Source organism: Pelodictyon clathratiforme, assembly GCF_982375515.1.
On record NZ_OZ455102.1, the window covers coordinates 1201206 to 1218250 of the forward strand.

Consider the following 17045-nt stretch of genomic DNA (forward strand, 5'->3'; position numbering starts at 1 on the left):
TTTGCACCAGGCATTTTTCCCCCGGTGCAAACAAGAGGAAGCCGCAGCGATGCGGCTTCCTTGCGTATGAGTCACTCGATTTCGATTCCGTACGTATCAAGTAAACCCGTCACGCCAGGAATTGAAAATCTTGCCTTTCTGAGACGGTTTGTTTCCGGGTTGATGGAATAGTTTAAAGCCGAACGGAAATCTGCGGTTTCGAGGTTGGAATGAAAAAATATCGTCTGGAGCAGGTCAGAACCATCAAACTTTGCTCCGCTCAAGTCAGCTTCACTGAAATCAGCCTCCTGCAGATCACAATTTATGAAGCGCGTGTTTTTCAGCTTCAACCCTGCAAAGAGTGACAGTTTCAGGATACAACGATCAAAATCAAGATCCAGCATAAATTTCCGGCAATCACTGAACAGTACACCAAGCAATTTGCAGTTCACAAATTTCACCTTCTGCAGGCTGCTGTTTTTGAGTTTGGCCAGGCTGAGATCGCAACCCTCAAACCGGCAATCGATCATTCTGACACCGGAGAGATCGGCGCTGTTGAAGTTGCAGTGAATGAAGGCACACTGTTCATAACTGCCCTCCCTTTCAAGAGTCTGAACCCCTGTAATTTTTTCCATGATCTCCTTTATAAAAATAAATTACAACTGTCTGCCAGTTCTGTTCCTTTTACATATTTGGCTTGTACCTCGTCCCGAAAACACTCTTTGTGAGAAATTGCATTTTCTCTTGATCTCTTCAAAGAAGTTCAAAAACGCTTTGTCTCTCTTCTGTTCTCAAACTTTACTGCTCTATCGCTCTGAGCGTTTTGCGTTGTTCCGGGCGTAAATATTGCCATGAGGGCGACTTTTGATTTCCTTTCTTTATAAGTTAATACGTTTTTATTATAGCCGGGCATTGACAAGGAATTCCTTATATTCAGAGACAACGGTGTTCAGCCTCTTGATTTAATTTCGGTTAAAAAAAGTGAGAAGAACCATGCTTACCGATATCACCTCATCATCATTTTCTGCGCTGCATTTTCTGCTCTTTTTCTTTTTTACCGTGCTCTCCGTTACACCCAATAGTGCAGAGGCAGCAAGCCTGAACCTTCAGGAAGATAAGGTGATTCAGAAGTTCAAAGATGAAACAGCCCGTCTGGAAGCAGAAACCGCAGCCATCAATGCCCAGAAGGCTAAAGTTGATGCGGAAATAGCACTCATCAAAGCGCAGACCGGTACGGTATCCGACTCAGGATATAAGGGAGAAGCTTCATTGGTAACAGATGCCGGGAAAGCTGAAGCTATGATGCTTGGAGCAGTAGCCTTAAACAAAATTGCCGATAAATTTGCGGCTCAACTAAAAAAAGATCTGCCATCGGCAAAGACTTTTTTACTCTATAGTGATAAACTTCCGGATTTTCACGCCCTTGCTTTATTTAATATCCGGTATGAAGCCTTGAAACAGCAGGCAAAACAAGAGGCAGAAAAAGGCGAAAAGAGAGATGTGGCGAATGATGAGTCGGGAAGATCTGTGAAAAGTGCGCCATTTTTGCCTGTTATAGGCAAAGTAGGCTCAACTCTCGATTTTACAAAAAATCTGCTCTCGTTCTTTAAAACAGACTACAGCTTTTCTCCTGTAGATATCTCACTCGATAATGCCATGCTGCTCAACGCGCTGGCTCTTTCTGTAAGAAAGGAATACATCGCTTCTCGCTCAGTGAAGGTTGAACTGCCTGAGTTGTATGATGTTGATCTCTGTTTGCCTGGGCAGAAAGTTACAGATCAACTGCAGGATATCATCGGTTGGGCAGCAGTTGATACAAAAGATAAGGCCTGTTCACAAGAAGCGAGGGATTTTCTGACAAAACTGACAACCCCTGATGACAAATACCACACCATTCTTGCAGATGTGGTTCGCCAGGCAGCGATCAAACAGAAGCTTGAAGTCCAAAATACCGTTATGATACTTTTGCAGCCAACGAAACTCTCTGGAACGACCTATACAAAGAAAAATATTCTCTCTTCCCTTGGGGCCAATCCATTCCATGTTATGGGAGGGGCTATTGCAAGCTATACTGCGTTTGATGGCCCGACAGGTGCCGTTGTCAGTTCAATGTTGTTTCCATGGCATGGCGGCTATCATTCTGTTTCAGAAGTCCAGAAAATTGTCAACAGTGACATGGAGTCCGGGTACAGTCAGTAAGTAGTCGGTGTCAGCAGCTTCCTGCAGGCTGTTATGTACAGGATTTGCGGCAAAGAGATTTGATAACCAGATATTATGCTTTATTTTATGACTTAACCGTCGTTGTGCGGGAACTCTCTGTAGTTTTGTGGATTTGAGAGTAAACCGGGGTTAGCGACGTTGATTGTCTTGAAACTGTAACCATTTCTGAACTGTGAATACTTCTTTGCACTCTCCGCCAAGACGGCATGAACGTGTTTTTGTTGTTGGAGCCACTGGATATATCGGGAAATTTGTTGTGCGTGAACTGGTTGCCAGGGGATATGATGTGGTGAGTTTTGCCCGTGAGCGTTCAGGTGTTGGTTCGATGACGAGGGCTGATGAGACTCGTGCCCAGTTACAGGGTTCCGAGGTACGGTTCGGGGACGTAAGCAACATGGAGTCTCTGATGAAGAATGGTATCTGCGGGGAGCATTTTGATGTGGTTGTTTCCTGTCTGACTTCTCGCAATGGGGGTGTGAAGGATTCGTGGAATATCGACTATCAGGCCACACGCAATGCGCTTGACGCAGGCAAGGCTGCGGGAGCGACCCATTTTGTGCTGCTTTCAGCAATCTGCGTCCAGAAGCCGTTGCTTGAGTTTCAGAGAGCGAAACTGAAATTTGAGCAGGAGCTGAAAGAGTCCGGTTTGACCTGGTCTATTGTTCGTCCGACAGCCTTTTTCAAGTCTATTGCCGGTCAGGTTGAGTCGGTCAAGAAGGGCAAGCCCTTTGTAACGTTTGGTAATGGAGAATTGACCTCCTGCAAGCCGATTAGTGAGTCCGATCTGGCGCGATTTATTGCTGATTGTCTCGAAGATTCAGAAAAGCAGAATAAAATTCTGCCCATTGGCGGTCCAGGAAGGGCGATTTCTCACAAGGAACAGGGTGAAATGCTTTTTGAGCTTCTTGGTCGCACGCCAAAGTTCAAATATATGCCGATTCAGATGTTCGACGTGATTATTCCTTTGATGAGCCTGCTTGCAAAGATCTTTCCAAAATTGCAGGATAAGGCTGAGTTCGCCCGTATTGGCAAGTATTACTGTTCAGAGTCCATGCTTGTACTCAATCCGCAGACAGGGAAATATGATGCTGACATGACGCCATCCTATGGCAGTGATACGTTGCGCGATTTTTACAAAAGAGTTTTGAAAGAGGGGATTGCCGGACAGGAGCTTGGTGAGCATTCGATGTTCTGAAGAGAGGAGATTTATTGTAGAGGGAAGGAATAGTGCATTTGTTTTGTTCTTGTTATGCTGTGGAGGTGATGGTGTATGGCTGAAGCCGTATTGGCGTTTTGCTGAGTGCTCAAGAGAGAAAGAAGGTTTTTGAGATAATGTTTATCAATGGAGAAGAGGGTATGCTTGAGTTTAATATGATGGTTCTTTTACTGATTATGGCGTTTTTGATTTCGTCGGTAAAAATTCTCAGGGAGTATGAGCGGGGTGTTGTTTTTCGTCTCGGGCGGATTATCGGAGCAAAAGGGCCGGGGATTATTATTCTTATTCCGGGGATCGACAAAATGGTAAAAGTTGATCTTCGTACGGTAACGCTTGATGTTCCGCCTCAGGATATTATCACTCGAGATAATGTCTCCGTAAAGGTTAGCGCAGTGGTCTATTTTCGGGTACTTGATCCAATCAAGGCTATTGTTGAGGTTGCGGATTTTCATTTTGCGACCTCCCAACTTGCCCAGACCACGCTTCGCAGCGTATGCGGACAGGGGGAACTGGATAACCTGCTTGCGGAGCGCGATGAAATCAATGACCGTATTCAGGCCATTCTCGACAAGGATACGGAGCCTTGGGGTGTGAAGGTCGCCAAGGTTGAGGTGAAGGAGATTGATCTGCCTGAAGAGATGCGCCGGGCTATGGCCAAACAGGCTGAGGCTGAACGGGAACGTCGTTCTACAATTATTAATGCGGAAGGGGAGTATCAGGCAGCACAGCGGCTTGCTGATGCGGCGACGATTATTGCCGCCAGTCCTTCTGCCTTGCAGCTTCGTTATCTGCAGACGCTGAAGGATATCTCTGCCGAGAATAACTCTACTATTATCTTTCCGTTGCCGATTGATCTGCTTAAACCATTTCTTGAAAGCAGGTCATCCGGCCCATCCCAGGCAACATAAACCATTCCGATCATGTTCAAGATTCATGCGATTCTTTGTCCCGTCGATTTTTCTGATGCTTCCCGCAAGGCGGTGCAGTATGCCAGAGAGTTTGCCTCGAATATGGGGGCCTCTGTCTATCTGCTCAATGTTGTGGAGCCGAGACCGATGGCAGTTGACATTACCCTCAATTATGTGCCGCTTGAAGAGGATCTTGAAAAAGCCGCGGCAGAGGATCTTGATATTATTCTGCAGGAGTTTCTCGTTGCCGGACTCAAGGCTGAGTGTGCCATTGAGTTTGGCAATCCCTCTGATGTGATCCTTGAGAAAGCAGCGGAGCTTGATGTTAATCTCCTTATTATGGGTTCTCATGGTAAAAAGGGGCTGAGCCGTCTGATCATGGGCAGTGTGGCCGAGACGGTTGTTCGCAAGGCCAATTGTCCGGTACTGATCGTCAAGGCTGAGGAGAAGGAGTTTATCGGTGATGTGTGAAGGCTTCGATCAGGGCCTTCGCTCCGCTGAAGGGGCTGAGCTCTGCGAGAAGCACCTGTTGCTCGATACTCTCTTTTGAGCGGATGACTTCGGGATGAGAGAAAAACTCTCGTTTAAGCATCTCTTCAAGAACGGTATAGAGCAGATTTTTCAGTTGCTGGTGGCGTCTCTTTTCCAGGAGGTTTTGTTTGCGCATCTCTACAAAGAAGTCGGAGATATTCTGCCAGACCTCCTTGATGCCGATGCCTGTGATGGCCGAGGTGAGAAAAACCTTCGGTTGCCAGAACGGATGTTTTGCTGGCAGCATCCTGAGGGCTGCTTCGAATTCAGCCCTTGAAACAGCCGCAATACCTGCCTGATCGCCATCAGTTTTGGTGATTGCTACGGCGTCTGCTATCTCCATGATGCCTCGCTTGATGCCCTGCAGCTCATCCCCCGAGCCGGGCAGCATCAGCAGCAGGATAAAGTCAACCATGGTATCGACAAGAACCTCCGATTGCCCGACTCCGACGGTTTCCACCATAATGACATCATACCCGGCAGCTTCGCAGAGGATGATGGTTTCATGGGTTTTTGGCGAGGTGCCTCCAAGATAGCAGGATGAGGCTGTTGGGCGGATAAAGGCCTCCTTTCTTCCTGCAAGCTTTTCCATGCGTGCCTTGTCGCCGAGAATACTTCCTTTCGATTGCTTGCTGCTCGGGTCTATCGCCAGAACCGCAAGCCGGAGTCCCTGGTTGATGATCTCTTCGCCAAGGGATTCAATAAAGGTACTTTTTCCTGCACCCGGGGAGCCGGTTATGCCAATGCGGATTGCCTCTGTTTTTTTTGCGAGGCAGCGATCGAGAATCTCATGGGCTTTACGCTCATGTTCGGGTTTCTGTGACTCAATCAGGGTAATAGCCCTGCTGAGCATATGGCGATCCCCGTTCATGATGCCGCTGACCACCGTATCCACATCCGGGTTATAGCGCTTGGTCAAGTGGGGCGTATTGTTCATGCGCAAAGGGTCAAAATTCAGAAATCGATATCAACGTTTTACGTGCAATTTCCAACGTCTTTCAGGCAACGCACAAATATTAATCGTCGTAGGGGCACGGCATGCCGTGCCCTTACAAATGCCGTATCCCCACAAATGGCATGCCGTGCCCCCTACAGTGTGGTTACACCTGTGCGATCAATTTTTTCAAAATCGTAATGGCCGCTTCGGCAATGACGGTTCCCGGTCCGAAGATGCCTGCCACCCCTTTTTCATAGAGGAAAGCGTGATCTTTTTCGGGAATGATGCCTCCTGCAATGACAAGGATATCCTCCCGATTGTGGGCTTTTAGCTCTTCGATGATTTTCGGGATCAAGGTCTTGTGGCCGGCGGCAAGGCTCGATATGCCGATCAGGTGCACATCGTTGTCGAGTGCCTGCTGCACCACCTCTTCAGGTGTCTGGAATAAAGGGCTGATATCGACGTCAAAACCGACATCGGCAAAGCCTGCGGCAATGACCTTTGCTCCACGATCGTGGCCATCCTGTCCAACTTTTGAAACCATGATTCTCGGACGGCGACCGTCAAGCGACGCAAAGGTATCGGCGAGTTGCTGCGCCTCTTTAAAGAGTGTATTGTCCTGCATCTGCGACATATAGACACTGCTGTTAAGTCGGGTTATGGCGCGATATCTTCCAAAAGTTTTTTCGCAGGCGAATGAGATTTCTCCCAATGTAGCTCTTTTTCTTGCGGCATCAACGGCCAGTTCAAGCAGATTACCCTCTCCGGATGCTGCGCTCTCCTCAATTGCCTTGAGTGCAAGGGCACAAGCATCGCTGTCGCGTTCAGCCTTGATGGATGTCAGTCGCCGGAGCTGTTGATCGAGTACCAGGGTGTTGTCGACTTCGAGCAGCTCAATCTCAGTTTTGCTTGTGGTTTTGTAGCCGTTGACGCCGACAATGATCTCCTTGCCGCTGTCGATGCGGGCCTGTTTACGGGTTGCAGCCTCTTCAATCTGCAGTTTTGGGAGTCCTTGTTCGATCGCTTTGACCATTCCTCCCGCCTCTTCGATGTCGCTGATGATTTTCCATGCTTTCGCCGCGAGCTCTGCCGTCAGGTATTCAACATACGAGGAGCCAGCCCAGGGGTCGATGCTTCTGGTGATATCGCTCTCTTCCTGCAGATAGAGCTGGGTATTGCGGGCAATTCGGGCTGAAAAGGGTGATGGCAGTGCGATGGCTTCATCAAGCGCATTGGTGTGCAGTGACTGGGTGTGGCCGAGCGTTGCTGCCAGAGCCTCCAGGCAGGTGCGGGTGATGTTATTGAAGGGATCCTGCTCGGTCAGACTCCAACCAGAGGTCTGGCAGTGCGAACGGAGCATGAGTGATTTTGGATTTTTCGGATTGAACTGCCCGACGATTTTTGCCCAGAGCATTCTTGCGGCCCTTAATTTGGCTATCTCCATAAAGAAGTTCATTCCGGTCGCCCAGAAGAAAGAGAGGCGTGGCGCAAAGGCATCAATATCGAGACCTGTTTTCAGGCCGGTACGAATATATTCGAGGCCGTCGGCAAGAGTGAAGGCCAGCTCCAGGTCGGCTGTTGCTCCCGCTTCCTGCATGTGGTAGCCTGAGATGCTGATCGAGTTGAATTTCGGCATTTTTTCGCTGGTGTAGCGGAAAATGTCGGCAATAATCCGCATGGAGGGTTCTGGCGGATAGATATAAGTGTTGCGTACCATGAACTCTTTGAGAATATCGTTCTGGATGGTACCGCTGAGCTTTTCGGTTGGCACTCCCTGCTCTTCTGCCGCAACGATATAAAAGGCCATGATGGGCAGCACTGCTCCGTTCATGGTCATAGAGACTGAGATGTCGCCAAGCGGAATCTGGTCAAAGAGGATTTTCATATCTTCAACCGAGTCTACAGCTACACCGGCTTTCCCGACGTCGCCAATGACCCGTTCATGGTCAGAATCGTAACCACGGTGTGTTGGAAGGTCGAAAGCGACGGAGAGCCCTTTCTGACCTGCGGCAAGGTTCTGGCGGTAAAAGCGATTCGACTCCTCGGCGGTTGAAAATCCTGCATACTGCCTGATCGTCCAGGGTTGTGTGGTGTACATGGTGGTGTAGGGGCCACCTATGTAGGGAGCAAAACCGGGAGCAAAGTTCAGTTGCTCAGCTTGTCCAATATCGGATTCACGGTATAGGGATTTGATGTCGATTCCTTCCGCAGTTGTCCAGCCTGTCTGCTGAGCTTCTGTGCCAGTTTTATTGGCTGTTGGAGCGGAAGAGAAAATATCGATCTCTGAAAAGTCCGGTCTCATTGCACTCCGGTTTTACGTTGGTAGGATTTCAGCATTTCAAGAACATTGACGCCTGCATAGATGAAGCTGTCGAGGCCTGCGGCGAAGAGGCGTTCCTTTTCTTCGGGTGGCTTTCCTGCCATGACAGTAATAATGTCGCCATCGAGAGTATGAAGTCTCTTGCAGAGTGTTTCCGCTGTTGGAACAGGATCTTTTTCGGCTATACAGAAGACCATAATGTCCGGTTTATTCTGCAGGGCTGTGCTGTATGCCCTCTCTTCAAGAGGGAGTGTTGCGCGTCCGGCAATCTCAAAACCGCCACATTTGAAAAAGTCTTCGGCAAAGGCAGCTTGCTGGAAACTTATGGCCGGGTTGCCCAGCATCCAGATAAATACGGATGGTGTACGACCGGACTTCAGGCTGAAGGAACGGCTTTTCAGACGTACCAGCTCATAACCAGCGGTTTCATTACCTTCAGGGAGTTGTTCCAGAGCAAGCTCAAGTGCGTCGATATGTTCTACCTGTTCGTCCGTGAGAGGCCAGGGATAACGGTTGATGCCAATCAAGGTTTTTTTTCGGTTTTCGAGAACTCTCCGTCGTTTGTCGGTCGCTTCGGCAATCATGGTTTCAATGACACCGCGATCGGTAGCTTCAGCCATACCTCCTGCCGCTTCAATCTCTTTAAAGAGAGTCCATGCCGATTCGGCAAGCTCTCTGGTCATGGCTTCAATGTAGTGCGAACCATGTGCCGCGTCGACAACCCGGTCAAATGAGGCCTCTTCCTTGAGAATCAGGTGAATATTGCCCGTGATTCGTTCTGTAATTTCAGCTTTGACAGAGAGGCCTGTGTCGAATGCACCTATCTGCAGGGTGTCGTAACCGCCGAGAATTGCTGAAACTGATTCGGTGGTCAGTCGGAGCACATTGGTGTAGGGATCGAGCAGAGAGTGGTTTCTGTCTGATGTTCTGGCAAAGAGAGTTGGCTGTGCTGATCCTGATGCACCGTAGGCCTTCAGAAGATGCTGAAGGAGGTAACGCAGGGCTCTGGGTTTCGCCAGTTCGGTAAAGTGGCTCGATCCGACAGGAAGGATGATTTCCATCGCTGCAATGATGCTCTCCACCGGAACTCCGGATTCAGTAAAGCTGTGGAGATAGTCGCTTGCTATGGCGAGCGCAAATGCAATCTCCTGTGTTGATGTGGAGCCTTTTTCATGAAAAGGGATGGTATCAACAGCCAGAAATCTGAAGCGGGGAAGTGCCCTGAAGTGGGAATGGAACTTTTCGGGTTCGTAAAAGGGCTGATCTGCTGAAGAGGTGAGCAGCCCCCCCCTGTTTTCCGTAAATCCGGGAAGCGTCGCAAGCGCTGCAAGCAGTTCGTGAGCAGGAGGGAGGTTCCCTGAAAAGTGGATGGCAACCGCCGAGGTGTTGATTCCCGCAAAGAGTCGATTGAGCTGTTCCGGGGAACAGAGCGCAGGATCCGTTACTGCGAACTCGATTGCCGAAGCATCAAGTTCAAACGTTTTTAATGCGGCTTTGTTTGCACTTTCCGCTTCATGCACGGTAATACGGTGGCAATTTTTCCAGGTATTGTTTCCTTTTGAGGGTGGCAGCTCAAGGTGTTGTTCTTTCTCTTCATGAGCGTGCCAGGGTTCAAGATCAAAACCCTCTGGCGTATGCCAGACTATGGTTTCATAAGGTTTTCCTTTGAGGTCGGCAACTGCCTTGGTTTTCCATTCAGCCCGACTGACAGGCGGGAAGCTGGAAAAAAGAGAATCAGGCCGGGAGTGTGTCATAACGATGCTTCCTGCTGGTTTTGTGCAATGTTGTGCTGGCTGAGAAGTTCTGAAATTTTATACTTCAGGTTAGTCGGCAAAGCGGTATTTTCTACAAATCCTTTCTGTTGAAGCCACCAGGTAGTCTGGAAGTCCCTGGTTGTCGGTTTGCCGGTATATTGTTCAATGACCCGTTTGCCGGAAAAGCCGATGTTGCCAGCGTTATGTTCAAAGAGTTTAATTCCCCTTGATCCGATGCCTATGGCAACACCGCCAAGTGTTGGGTCGGTAACGATGGTAATAACAGGAAGTCCAGCTTTTTCAACACTCGATATGGCGACATGCAACTTCGGCAGTCCAACCATGGAGGAGCACCCTTCATGCATTCTTGCGCCACCTCCTGTAGCCTGGATAACAAGAGGGACACCTCTTTCAATGGCAGTTTTGCTTGCCCGCCAGATTTTTTCTGCTGTCGACATGCAGAATGAACCGCCGAGAAAATTGAAGTTGGTAGCACAAAAGACGACAGGCACACCCTCGATTGTGGCGTCTCCGGTTATAAAGGATGCTGCAGCGCCGGTTTTGCGCTGTGCTTCAACAATTTTCTTCTGGTAATCAGGGAAATCCAGAATATCTTTGTCAACAATGTAGCGGGTATTCCGGTGTTCGACGAATGAGCCGTTGTCGAGGACAAGGTTGATGTAGTCATGCGCTGTCAACCTGACATACCGATGTCCGCATATTTCACAGGTGAAGTTATCGGCAAAGAGCTTTGAGTACAGTACCGGATCAAGCACTTTTTTACCAGCATTGTCGATACAGTTTTTATGGCGGGCAACAAAGAGTATTTTTTTTGGCTTCGGAATAAAGTAGGTGACCGGTTTTTCAAAGCTGATGATCTCCTCCTCGCTGATGGTATCCCACTGCCCGATCTTTTCCCAGCGTTTCATTCTCTCTGCAAAAAGCTCATTGGATGGTATTCTGCTGAGCTGGTCAAGCCATTTTACCATCGAGCTTTTGAAAGACTGCAGGGCAGATTGCGGAAAATGGTGTGCCGGGCCATCCGGTTCAATGATGATGTCATCAATGATGCCGTTTTTCAGCGCTTTCTGAGCTGTTATCTGTGAAATTTCGGCGGCAAAGTTGGCCTTGTCCCTTGTGCGAAAAAGGATGGAAGAGCATGCTTCAGGTGAAATGACCATGTAGGTGGAAAATTCCATGGCAAGAACGGCATCGCATCCGGTCAGGGCAATGGCACCACCGCTGCATCCCCTGTTGATGATCACCGATATGGTAGGTACGGTTGCTTCGGCAAGCAATTGCATGCATCGACCAATTTTCCATGCAATTCCACCTCCTTCCGACTCTTCAGTGGGATCGGCACCTGCGGTATCGATTATGGTGATAATGATACGGTGTTCCTTTTCGGCAAGTTCAATGGCCTTGATTGCTTTCTCAAATGCTGCCGGTGTTGGCATGCCCTGATTCCATTTCGCAATCTCATCAGGATTTCTCAAAAGCTGGCGCATGAGCGCAAAATCAGAGGTTGGTGCCGATTGCTGGCCGATCAGCATGACAGGCCACCAGGCGTTTTCCCCATTGCGCAATACAGCCCGATGGGTCTGGATGATGCAACTGCCGTACAGATCGTTCTGCAGACACTCTTCAGTTTCTTCAAATACGGTAAGGTAATCGAGGTGTCTGGGGCGTTCGGGGTGAAAGGAGAGTTGATACTTTTCGTATTCGGTGAGCTGTTCAATACTCTCATGTGAGTAGCTGAAGCCCTCTTTTTTCTCGAAAGGCAGATAAAAATGTTTCACTGGTTACAAGCTGCTTTGTCTTGATTGGTTAATGCTGTTTTTGAGCAAATTCAAGAAGTACCCTGTTGGTCTCTTTAGGGTGAAGAAACATAATTTTTTTTCCGCCTGCCCCTTCTTTTGGCAAGCCAAGTGGATTGATATTGACGGAGCGAAGACGCTCCGTTTCTTTTTCGATGTCGTCGGTTTCAAATGCGATATGATGCATGCCGTCGCCGTTTTTTGCAAGAAATTTTGCAATGGCACTCTCATTGCTCATGGGTTCCAGGAGTTCGATTTTTGTCTCTCCAATGGAAATAAATGCAACGCGCACATTTTCAGACGGAACTTCTTCGATCCTGATCGCCTCCCTGGCGCACCCAAGAACGTTCCGGAACGTCTCAAGTGCGCTTTCAAGGTTTTGGACGGCAATCGCGATATGGTCAATTTTTTTGATCATGCGTCCTTTGTTATTGATTTGCTCTTTATGGCATATCCGATTGTCTGCAGTCCTTCCCTGATTTCATCGAGAATCACCGGATCGTCAATTGTTGCAGGCATGGTGTACTCTTCACTGTTGGCAATTTTGCGCATGGTTCCGCGGAGAATTTTTCCTGAACGGGTTTTTGGAAGGCGGTCGACAATAATGGCGCTCTTGAACGAGGCGACAGGCCCGATATTTTCACGCACGTATTCAATAACGTGCTTGATGATCTGGTTGTGCGGGGTATCAACATTGTTCTTGAGGACGAGGAAGCCGAGCGGCACCTGGCCTTTCAGGTCGTCATGAACGCCGACGACAGCACTTTCTGCAACGTCAGGATGTTCACAGAGAGCGCCTTCAATTGCTCCGGTAGAGAGTCTGTGACCGGCAACATTGATGACGTCATCGGTGCGTGACATGATGTAGATGTAGCCATCTTCGTCAATATAACCGGCATCGCTGGTCTGGTAGTATCCGGGGAACTGTTTCATGTAGGTCTCGACAAAGCGATTGTCGGCTTTCCAGAGAGTCAGCATGGTACCGGGAGGAAGAGGCTGTTTGATGACGATGTCGCCCATCTGTCCAGCGGGAAGCTCTTCCAGATCTGAATTGACGACCTGAACATTATAACCAGGTACAGCCCTTGATGATGATCCGTACTTGACCGGTCCAGGTTCAATGCCCTGGCAGTTTGCCGCAATAGCCCATCCAGTCTCAGTCTGCCACCAATGGTCAATGACCGGTACATTCAGATTGCGCTCAGCCCATTTGACCGTATCGGGATCAGCCCGTTCACCGGCAAGAAAGAGAGTCCGGAACCTGGAGAGATCATAGTTTTTGATGTAGTTACCATTTGGGTCCTCTTTTTTGATAGCCCGGAATGCCGTTGGCGCAGTAAAGAGCACTGCGACATTGTGTTCGCTGATGATTCGCCAGAAGGTGCCGGGGTCGGGTGTGCCGACCGGTTTCCCCTCAAAAATAAGTGTGGTGCATCCCTGAAGAAGGGGAGCGTAGACGATATAGGAGTGGCCGACAACCCAGCCAACATCACTCGCAGCCCAGAAAACCTCTCCAGGTTCAACGTTATACACATTTTTCATTGACCATTGCAGAGCGACCATGTGGCCGCCGTGATCGCGGACGATTCCCTTTGGCTGGCCGGTGGTTCCCGATGTGTAGAGGATGTAGAGGGGATCGGAAGATTCAACAGGGACGCATTGAGCGGGTTCGGCACCGAGGAGAGACTGGTTCCAGGTCAGGTCGCGCTCTTCGTTGAGTTCCGCTTTGAGCTGGTCGCGCTGTTTGATGATACAGATTTCAGGCTTGAAGTGGGCAAGCTCGATGGCAAAGTCGAGCAGACGCTTGTAGTCAATTACTTTACTGTGTTCAATGCCGCAGGATGCTGAAATGATCACTTTCGGTTTGCAGTCATCAATTCGTATGGCAAGTTCATGAGAGGCAAAACCACCGAATACGACGGAATGGATAGCTCCGATTCTTGCACAGGCAAGCATGGCAACTACGGCTTCGGGGATCATTGGCATATAGATGATCACGCGATCACCCTTGCGAACTCCTCTCGATTGCAATGCACCGGCGAAGAGCGCCACGATATCCCGGAACTCCCGAAAAGTATAGCGTTGTTTTGTACCTGTTACCGGACTGTCGAAAATAACAGCCAAATCGTTACCGCGTCCTTCATCAACATGGCGATCCAGGGCATTGTAACAGGTGTTGGTCATTCCGCCAGCAAACCATCGATAAAAAGGCGGGTTACTGGTATCCAGAACGGTGTTCCATTTCTTGTACCAATGAAGCTTTTCTGCGGCTTCTCCCCAGAATGCTACCGGGTTCTGAATTGAGTGCTGATAGACGGTGCTGAAGGACTGCGACATACGAATAACCCCCTGGAAAAAAATGAGTTAATAAAATAAAAGGGAGGACGGTTTATTCAGAAAGAACGGACATACGGTATGATGGCGGCAGAACATTGAGTGGACTGATTTATTTTTTAAAATTAAAACCCAATGTTAACAAAAATAGACAGTAGTTCAATGATCATTTGTCAGGTCAGTGGTTTCAGCTCTCTGAAGAGTTGAAAAAAATCTTCAACTGAGAGTGCTTCGGCTCTCAGTTTCAGGGTATGGTTTGCTACTGATTCAAGGTTATAGCTCTCTTTGAGATTGTTCAGCAGGGTTTTTCGGCGCTGGTGAAAAGCTATTCGGACAAAGCGACGGAACCCGTCAGCATCGTTCAAGGGGACATTGTTTTTTGGAGTCATCTGCAAAACAGCACTGTCGACACCTGGTTGTGGTCTGAAGACTTTGCGTCCAACCTTGAAAAGATAGTTGACATCGCAGAAAGCTTGCATCTGAACAGCAAGAATGCCATAATCCTTTGTGCTTGGATGTGCAACAATTCTCATGGCGACTTCATGCTGCATCATCAGTGTTGCTGAAAAAAAAGTATGACGGTGTTCAAGCAGTTTAAAAAGGATCGGTGTCGTGATGGAGTAGGGGATGTTGCCGAGTATTTTGAGTGGTTTATCGTGTGCGAGTGCGGCAAGATCGGTTTCGAGAAAGTCGCCTTCAATGAGGTTGAGTTGTGGATATTCAGATCGGATGAAGTCCGCGAGTTTGTGGTCTTTTTCGACGACGGTGAAGAGTGGGCAGAATTCCATGATCGCTCTTGTCAGGGCACCGAATCCAGGGCCAATTTCAAGAATGTTATCTTGGGGAGTGGCGCCTGATGCAATTACTATTTTTCTTGTGATATTACGGTCTGTGAGAAAGTTTTGACCTAATTTTTTTTTTACTGCTATTTCTGTATGCTTATATTCAACAACTTTTCTCATGGGGTTTGCATTTTTTTGAGTACCATAGCCAAGCGGAAGTACTTTTCACAATTTAAGTTATTCTGGAAGTAATGGAAGAAAATAACATCGGGGTTCCGGCTTCGCCATATGTTTCGCGGGGAAACAAAGCTACCCGTACCGGGTTTGGCGAAGCTTTGCTTGAAATAGGCAGGGAGGATAGTTCTGTTGTCGCTCTGTGCGCCGATTTGACGGGCTCCCTGAATATGAATTTATTTCGCGATGCTTTTCCCGACCGTTTTATCCAGACAGGGATCGCTGAGGCAAACATGATCTCCATGGCTGCCGGTCTTGCGACAACAGGCAAAATACCGATTGCAGCAACGTTTGCCGTCTTTGCTACTGGCAGGGTTTACGATCAGATACGCCAGTCGGTCTGTTATTCAAATCATAATGTAAAGATCTGCGCTTCACATGCAGGGCTGACACTGGGTGAAGATGGAGCTACCCACCAGATTCTTGAGGATATTGGCCTTATGCGTGGTCTGCCAAGAATGACGGTAGTTGTGCCCGCCGATTACAGTGAAACCATTCGTGCGACCAGGGCCATTGTGAAGCATCAGGGGCCAGTCTACCTTCGTTTCGGAAGGCCGAACATTCCTGATTTTTCGCTTGACGAGGATGGCTTTGAAATCGGCAAGTCGATCGAGCTCCATCCAGGAAAAGATGTTACCGTCATTGCCTGTGGTATCATGGTCTGGAAAGCTCTTGAAGCTGCGCGTATACTTGAAAAAGAGGGGGTTGGCGTCAGGGTGATCAACATGCACACGATCAAGCCAATCGATACGCTTGCTATCGTTCGCGCGGCCAATGATACCGGCGCTCTTGTTACGGCTGAAGAGCACCAGACCTTTAACGGTCTTGGTGATGCAGTGGCCCATGTTTGTGCTCTCAATATTCCGGTACCGATTGAGATGGTCGGAGTTGAAGATCAGTTTGGCGAGTCAGGAAAAGCTGATGAGCTTCTGGAAAAATACAGGCTGACAACCGGAGACATTCTTGAAAAAATTTACATCGCTCTGCGCAGAAAGAGTTGACGGTAATAATTCTATACAATCTACAGGAGATAAGATCAGATGGCAATGCCGAATTTAGGTGATATGATGAAACAGATCCAGCAGGCTGGTGAAAAGATGCAGGATGTACAGAAACAGCTTGAAAAGATTGTGGCTCATGGTGAAGCCGGGGGTGGCATGGTTAAAGTCAGTGTCAGCGGCAAGCAGAAGCTGCTCAGCCTGACTATTGATCCTGACATCATGGATGATGCGGAAATGGTGCAGGATCTTGTTCTGGCTGCAGTGAACAATGCTCTGGATGAATCTGCAAGGCTTGCACAGGAAGAGATATCCAAGGTGACCGGAGGGATGATGAATCCTGCGGATATTCTCAAAAACCTGAACCTCGGTCAATAATTTTTCATGCGTTATACTTCGGCTGCCCTGGAATCTCTTATTGATGAATTTGCAAAACTCCCTGGTGTCGGACGCAAAACTGCCCAGCGTCTTGCCATGTATATTTTGCGTGAGCCAAGAGCTGAGGCAGAAAGGCTGGCCGAAGCCCTGCTTGAAGCCAAAGATAACGTTATTCGTTGTTCTGTTTGCCAGAACATCACTGATGTCGGCGTCGATCCTTGTGCACTCTGTACCAGCAAGGCACGTGACCGTTCAGTGATCTGCGTTGTCGAATCTCCCGTTGATATGCTCGCTTTTGAAAAAACCGGCCATTACAAGGGGCTCTACCATGTTTTGCATGGAGTTATCTCACCCCTTGATGGTATTGGTCCTGACGACATCAAGGTGCGGGAACTGTTGTTGCGGTTCACAATGCCGCAGAGTCCAGCAGTCAGGGAGGTTGTTCTTGCCCTGAATCCGACCATTGAAGGAGAAACAACAGCGCTCTATCTCAGCAAGCTTCTCAAGCCACTTGGCATCCATGTTACAAAAATAGCTCGCGGGATTCCAGTTGGAGCGGAGCTTGAATTTATCGATGAAGCAACCCTTTCACGGGCAATGGAAGGACGCACGGTTGTATAGCGTTTTTTAAATGCCG

The 17045-nt window shown here is 48.6% G+C and carries 15 protein-coding genes; 7 read left to right on the plus strand and 8 right to left on the minus strand.

All coding sequences use genetic code 11. The features are described 5' to 3' along the window. Positions 1 to 71: 71 nt before the first annotated feature. Entirely contained in the window at positions 72 to 614 is a 543-nt protein-coding gene (locus AC56AD_RS05825; RefSeq protein ID WP_012507928.1) for a pentapeptide repeat-containing protein, read from the minus strand. Between the two features lie 358 nt (positions 615 to 972). On the opposite strand from AC56AD_RS05825, the gene AC56AD_RS05830 reads away from it, so the two are divergent. The 4 genes from AC56AD_RS05830 (at position 973) to AC56AD_RS05845 (ending at position 4794) form a co-directional block, all read left to right on the plus strand. Next, the gene (locus AC56AD_RS05830; protein ID WP_012507929.1) at positions 973 to 2178 is read left to right on the plus strand and encodes a hypothetical protein; all 1206 of its coding nucleotides are present in this window, start codon (positions 973 to 975) and stop codon (positions 2176 to 2178) included. 193 nt (positions 2179 to 2371) lie between these two features. Further along, positions 2372 to 3394 carry an NAD(P)-dependent oxidoreductase gene (locus AC56AD_RS05835; protein WP_012507930.1) on the plus strand — a complete coding sequence of 341 codons (1023 nt, stop codon included), beginning with the start codon at positions 2372 to 2374 and terminating at the stop codon, positions 3392 to 3394. Positions 3395 to 3555: 161 nt separating this feature from the next. Further along, a complete protein-coding gene (locus tag AC56AD_RS05840; RefSeq protein ID WP_041526725.1) occupies positions 3556 to 4323 on the plus strand; it encodes a slipin family protein in 768 nt (255 codons plus the stop codon). A gap of 12 nt (positions 4324 to 4335) precedes the next feature. Continuing rightward, positions 4336 to 4794 carry a universal stress protein gene (locus tag AC56AD_RS05845; RefSeq protein ID WP_012507932.1) on the plus strand — a complete coding sequence of 153 codons (459 nt, stop codon included), beginning with the start codon at positions 4336 to 4338 and terminating at the stop codon, positions 4792 to 4794. Here AC56AD_RS05845 and meaB read toward each other — a convergent pair. The 7 genes from meaB to rsmA all read right to left on the minus strand — a co-directional run bounded on the left by meaB (position 4778) and on the right by rsmA (position 14978). After that, positions 4778 to 5791 carry a methylmalonyl Co-A mutase-associated GTPase MeaB gene (meaB, locus tag AC56AD_RS05850; protein WP_012507933.1) on the minus strand — a complete coding sequence of 338 codons (1014 nt, stop codon included), beginning with the start codon at positions 5789 to 5791 and terminating at the stop codon, positions 4778 to 4780. The two genes, AC56AD_RS05845 and meaB, sit on opposite strands and share 17 nt — an antisense overlap. A gap of 163 nt (positions 5792 to 5954) precedes the next feature. Beyond that, positions 5955 to 8093, minus strand: coding sequence for a methylmalonyl-CoA mutase (gene scpA, locus AC56AD_RS05855; protein WP_012507934.1), 2139 nt, complete (start codon positions 8091 to 8093; stop codon positions 5955 to 5957). After that, the gene (locus AC56AD_RS05860; RefSeq protein WP_012507935.1) at positions 8090 to 9865 is read right to left on the minus strand and encodes a methylmalonyl-CoA mutase subunit beta; all 1776 of its coding nucleotides are present in this window, start codon (positions 9863 to 9865) and stop codon (positions 8090 to 8092) included. The genes scpA and AC56AD_RS05860 overlap by 4 nt, the downstream gene beginning before the upstream one ends. Then, positions 9862 to 11664 (minus strand): carboxyl transferase domain-containing protein, encoded by a 1803-nt coding sequence (locus AC56AD_RS05865; RefSeq protein WP_012507936.1) that lies wholly within the window; start codon positions 11662 to 11664, stop codon positions 9862 to 9864. Before AC56AD_RS05865 ends, AC56AD_RS05860 begins: the two co-directional genes overlap by 4 nt. 28 nt (positions 11665 to 11692) lie before the next feature. Continuing rightward, positions 11693 to 12100: a methylmalonyl-CoA epimerase gene (gene mce / locus AC56AD_RS05870; protein WP_012507937.1), complete on the minus strand. Its 408-nt coding sequence runs from the start codon at positions 12098 to 12100 to the stop codon at positions 11693 to 11695. Then, a complete protein-coding gene (locus tag AC56AD_RS05875; RefSeq protein ID WP_012507938.1) occupies positions 12097 to 14019 on the minus strand; it encodes a propionyl-CoA synthetase in 1923 nt (640 codons plus the stop codon). Before AC56AD_RS05875 ends, mce begins: the two co-directional genes overlap by 4 nt. 170 nt (positions 14020 to 14189) lie before the next feature. Beyond that, a complete protein-coding gene (rsmA, locus tag AC56AD_RS05880) occupies positions 14190 to 14978 on the minus strand; it encodes a 16S rRNA (adenine(1518)-N(6)/adenine(1519)-N(6))-dimethyltransferase RsmA (protein WP_012507939.1) in 789 nt (262 codons plus the stop codon). 71 nt (positions 14979 to 15049) lie between these two features. On the opposite strand from rsmA, the gene AC56AD_RS05885 reads away from it, so the two are divergent. The 3 genes from AC56AD_RS05885 to recR are packed head-to-tail and all read left to right on the plus strand — an operon-like array spanning position 15050 to position 17029. Further along, positions 15050 to 16033: a transketolase family protein gene (locus tag AC56AD_RS05885; RefSeq protein WP_012507940.1), complete on the plus strand. Its 984-nt coding sequence runs from the start codon at positions 15050 to 15052 to the stop codon at positions 16031 to 16033. Between the two features lie 39 nt (positions 16034 to 16072). After that, entirely contained in the window at positions 16073 to 16408 is a 336-nt protein-coding gene (locus AC56AD_RS05890; protein WP_012507941.1) for a YbaB/EbfC family nucleoid-associated protein, read from the plus strand. A 6-nt stretch (positions 16409 to 16414) separates the two neighbouring features. After that, a complete protein-coding gene (gene recR, locus AC56AD_RS05895; protein ID WP_012507942.1) occupies positions 16415 to 17029 on the plus strand; it encodes a recombination mediator RecR in 615 nt (204 codons plus the stop codon). Positions 17030 to 17045: the final 16 nt, after the last annotated feature.

What these genes read in the sequence shown, in the direction of transcription:
- AC56AD_RS05825 (WP_012507928.1), bottom strand. Translation starts at nt 614, where the DNA reads ATGGAAAAAATTACAGGGGTTCAGACTCTTGAAAGGGAGGGCAGTTAT.
- AC56AD_RS05830 (WP_012507929.1), top strand. Translation starts at nt 973, where the DNA reads ATGCTTACCGATATCACCTCATCATCATTTTCTGCGCTGCATTTTCTG.
- AC56AD_RS05840 (WP_041526725.1), top strand. Translation starts at nt 3,556, where the DNA reads ATGCTTGAGTTTAATATGATGGTTCTTTTACTGATTATGGCGTTTTTG.
- AC56AD_RS05845 (WP_012507932.1), top strand. Translation starts at nt 4,336, where the DNA reads ATGTTCAAGATTCATGCGATTCTTTGTCCCGTCGATTTTTCTGATGCT.
- meaB (WP_012507933.1), bottom strand. Translation starts at nt 5,791, where the DNA reads ATGAACAATACGCCCCACTTGACCAAGCGCTATAACCCGGATGTGGAT.
- scpA (WP_012507934.1), bottom strand. Translation starts at nt 8,093, where the DNA reads ATGAGACCGGACTTTTCAGAGATCGATATTTTCTCTTCCGCTCCAACA.
- AC56AD_RS05860 (WP_012507935.1), bottom strand. Translation starts at nt 9,865, where the DNA reads ATGACACACTCCCGGCCTGATTCTCTTTTTTCCAGCTTCCCGCCTGTC.
- mce (WP_012507937.1), bottom strand. Translation starts at nt 12,100, where the DNA reads ATGATCAAAAAAATTGACCATATCGCGATTGCCGTCCAAAACCTTGAA.
- AC56AD_RS05875 (WP_012507938.1), bottom strand. Translation starts at nt 14,019, where the DNA reads ATGTCGCAGTCCTTCAGCACCGTCTATCAGCACTCAATTCAGAACCCG.
- rsmA (WP_012507939.1), bottom strand. Translation starts at nt 14,978, where the DNA reads ATGAGAAAAGTTGTTGAATATAAGCATACAGAAATAGCAGTAAAAAAA.
- AC56AD_RS05885 (WP_012507940.1), top strand. Translation starts at nt 15,050, where the DNA reads ATGGAAGAAAATAACATCGGGGTTCCGGCTTCGCCATATGTTTCGCGG.
- AC56AD_RS05890 (WP_012507941.1), top strand. Translation starts at nt 16,073, where the DNA reads ATGGCAATGCCGAATTTAGGTGATATGATGAAACAGATCCAGCAGGCT.
- recR (WP_012507942.1), top strand. Translation starts at nt 16,415, where the DNA reads ATGCGTTATACTTCGGCTGCCCTGGAATCTCTTATTGATGAATTTGCA.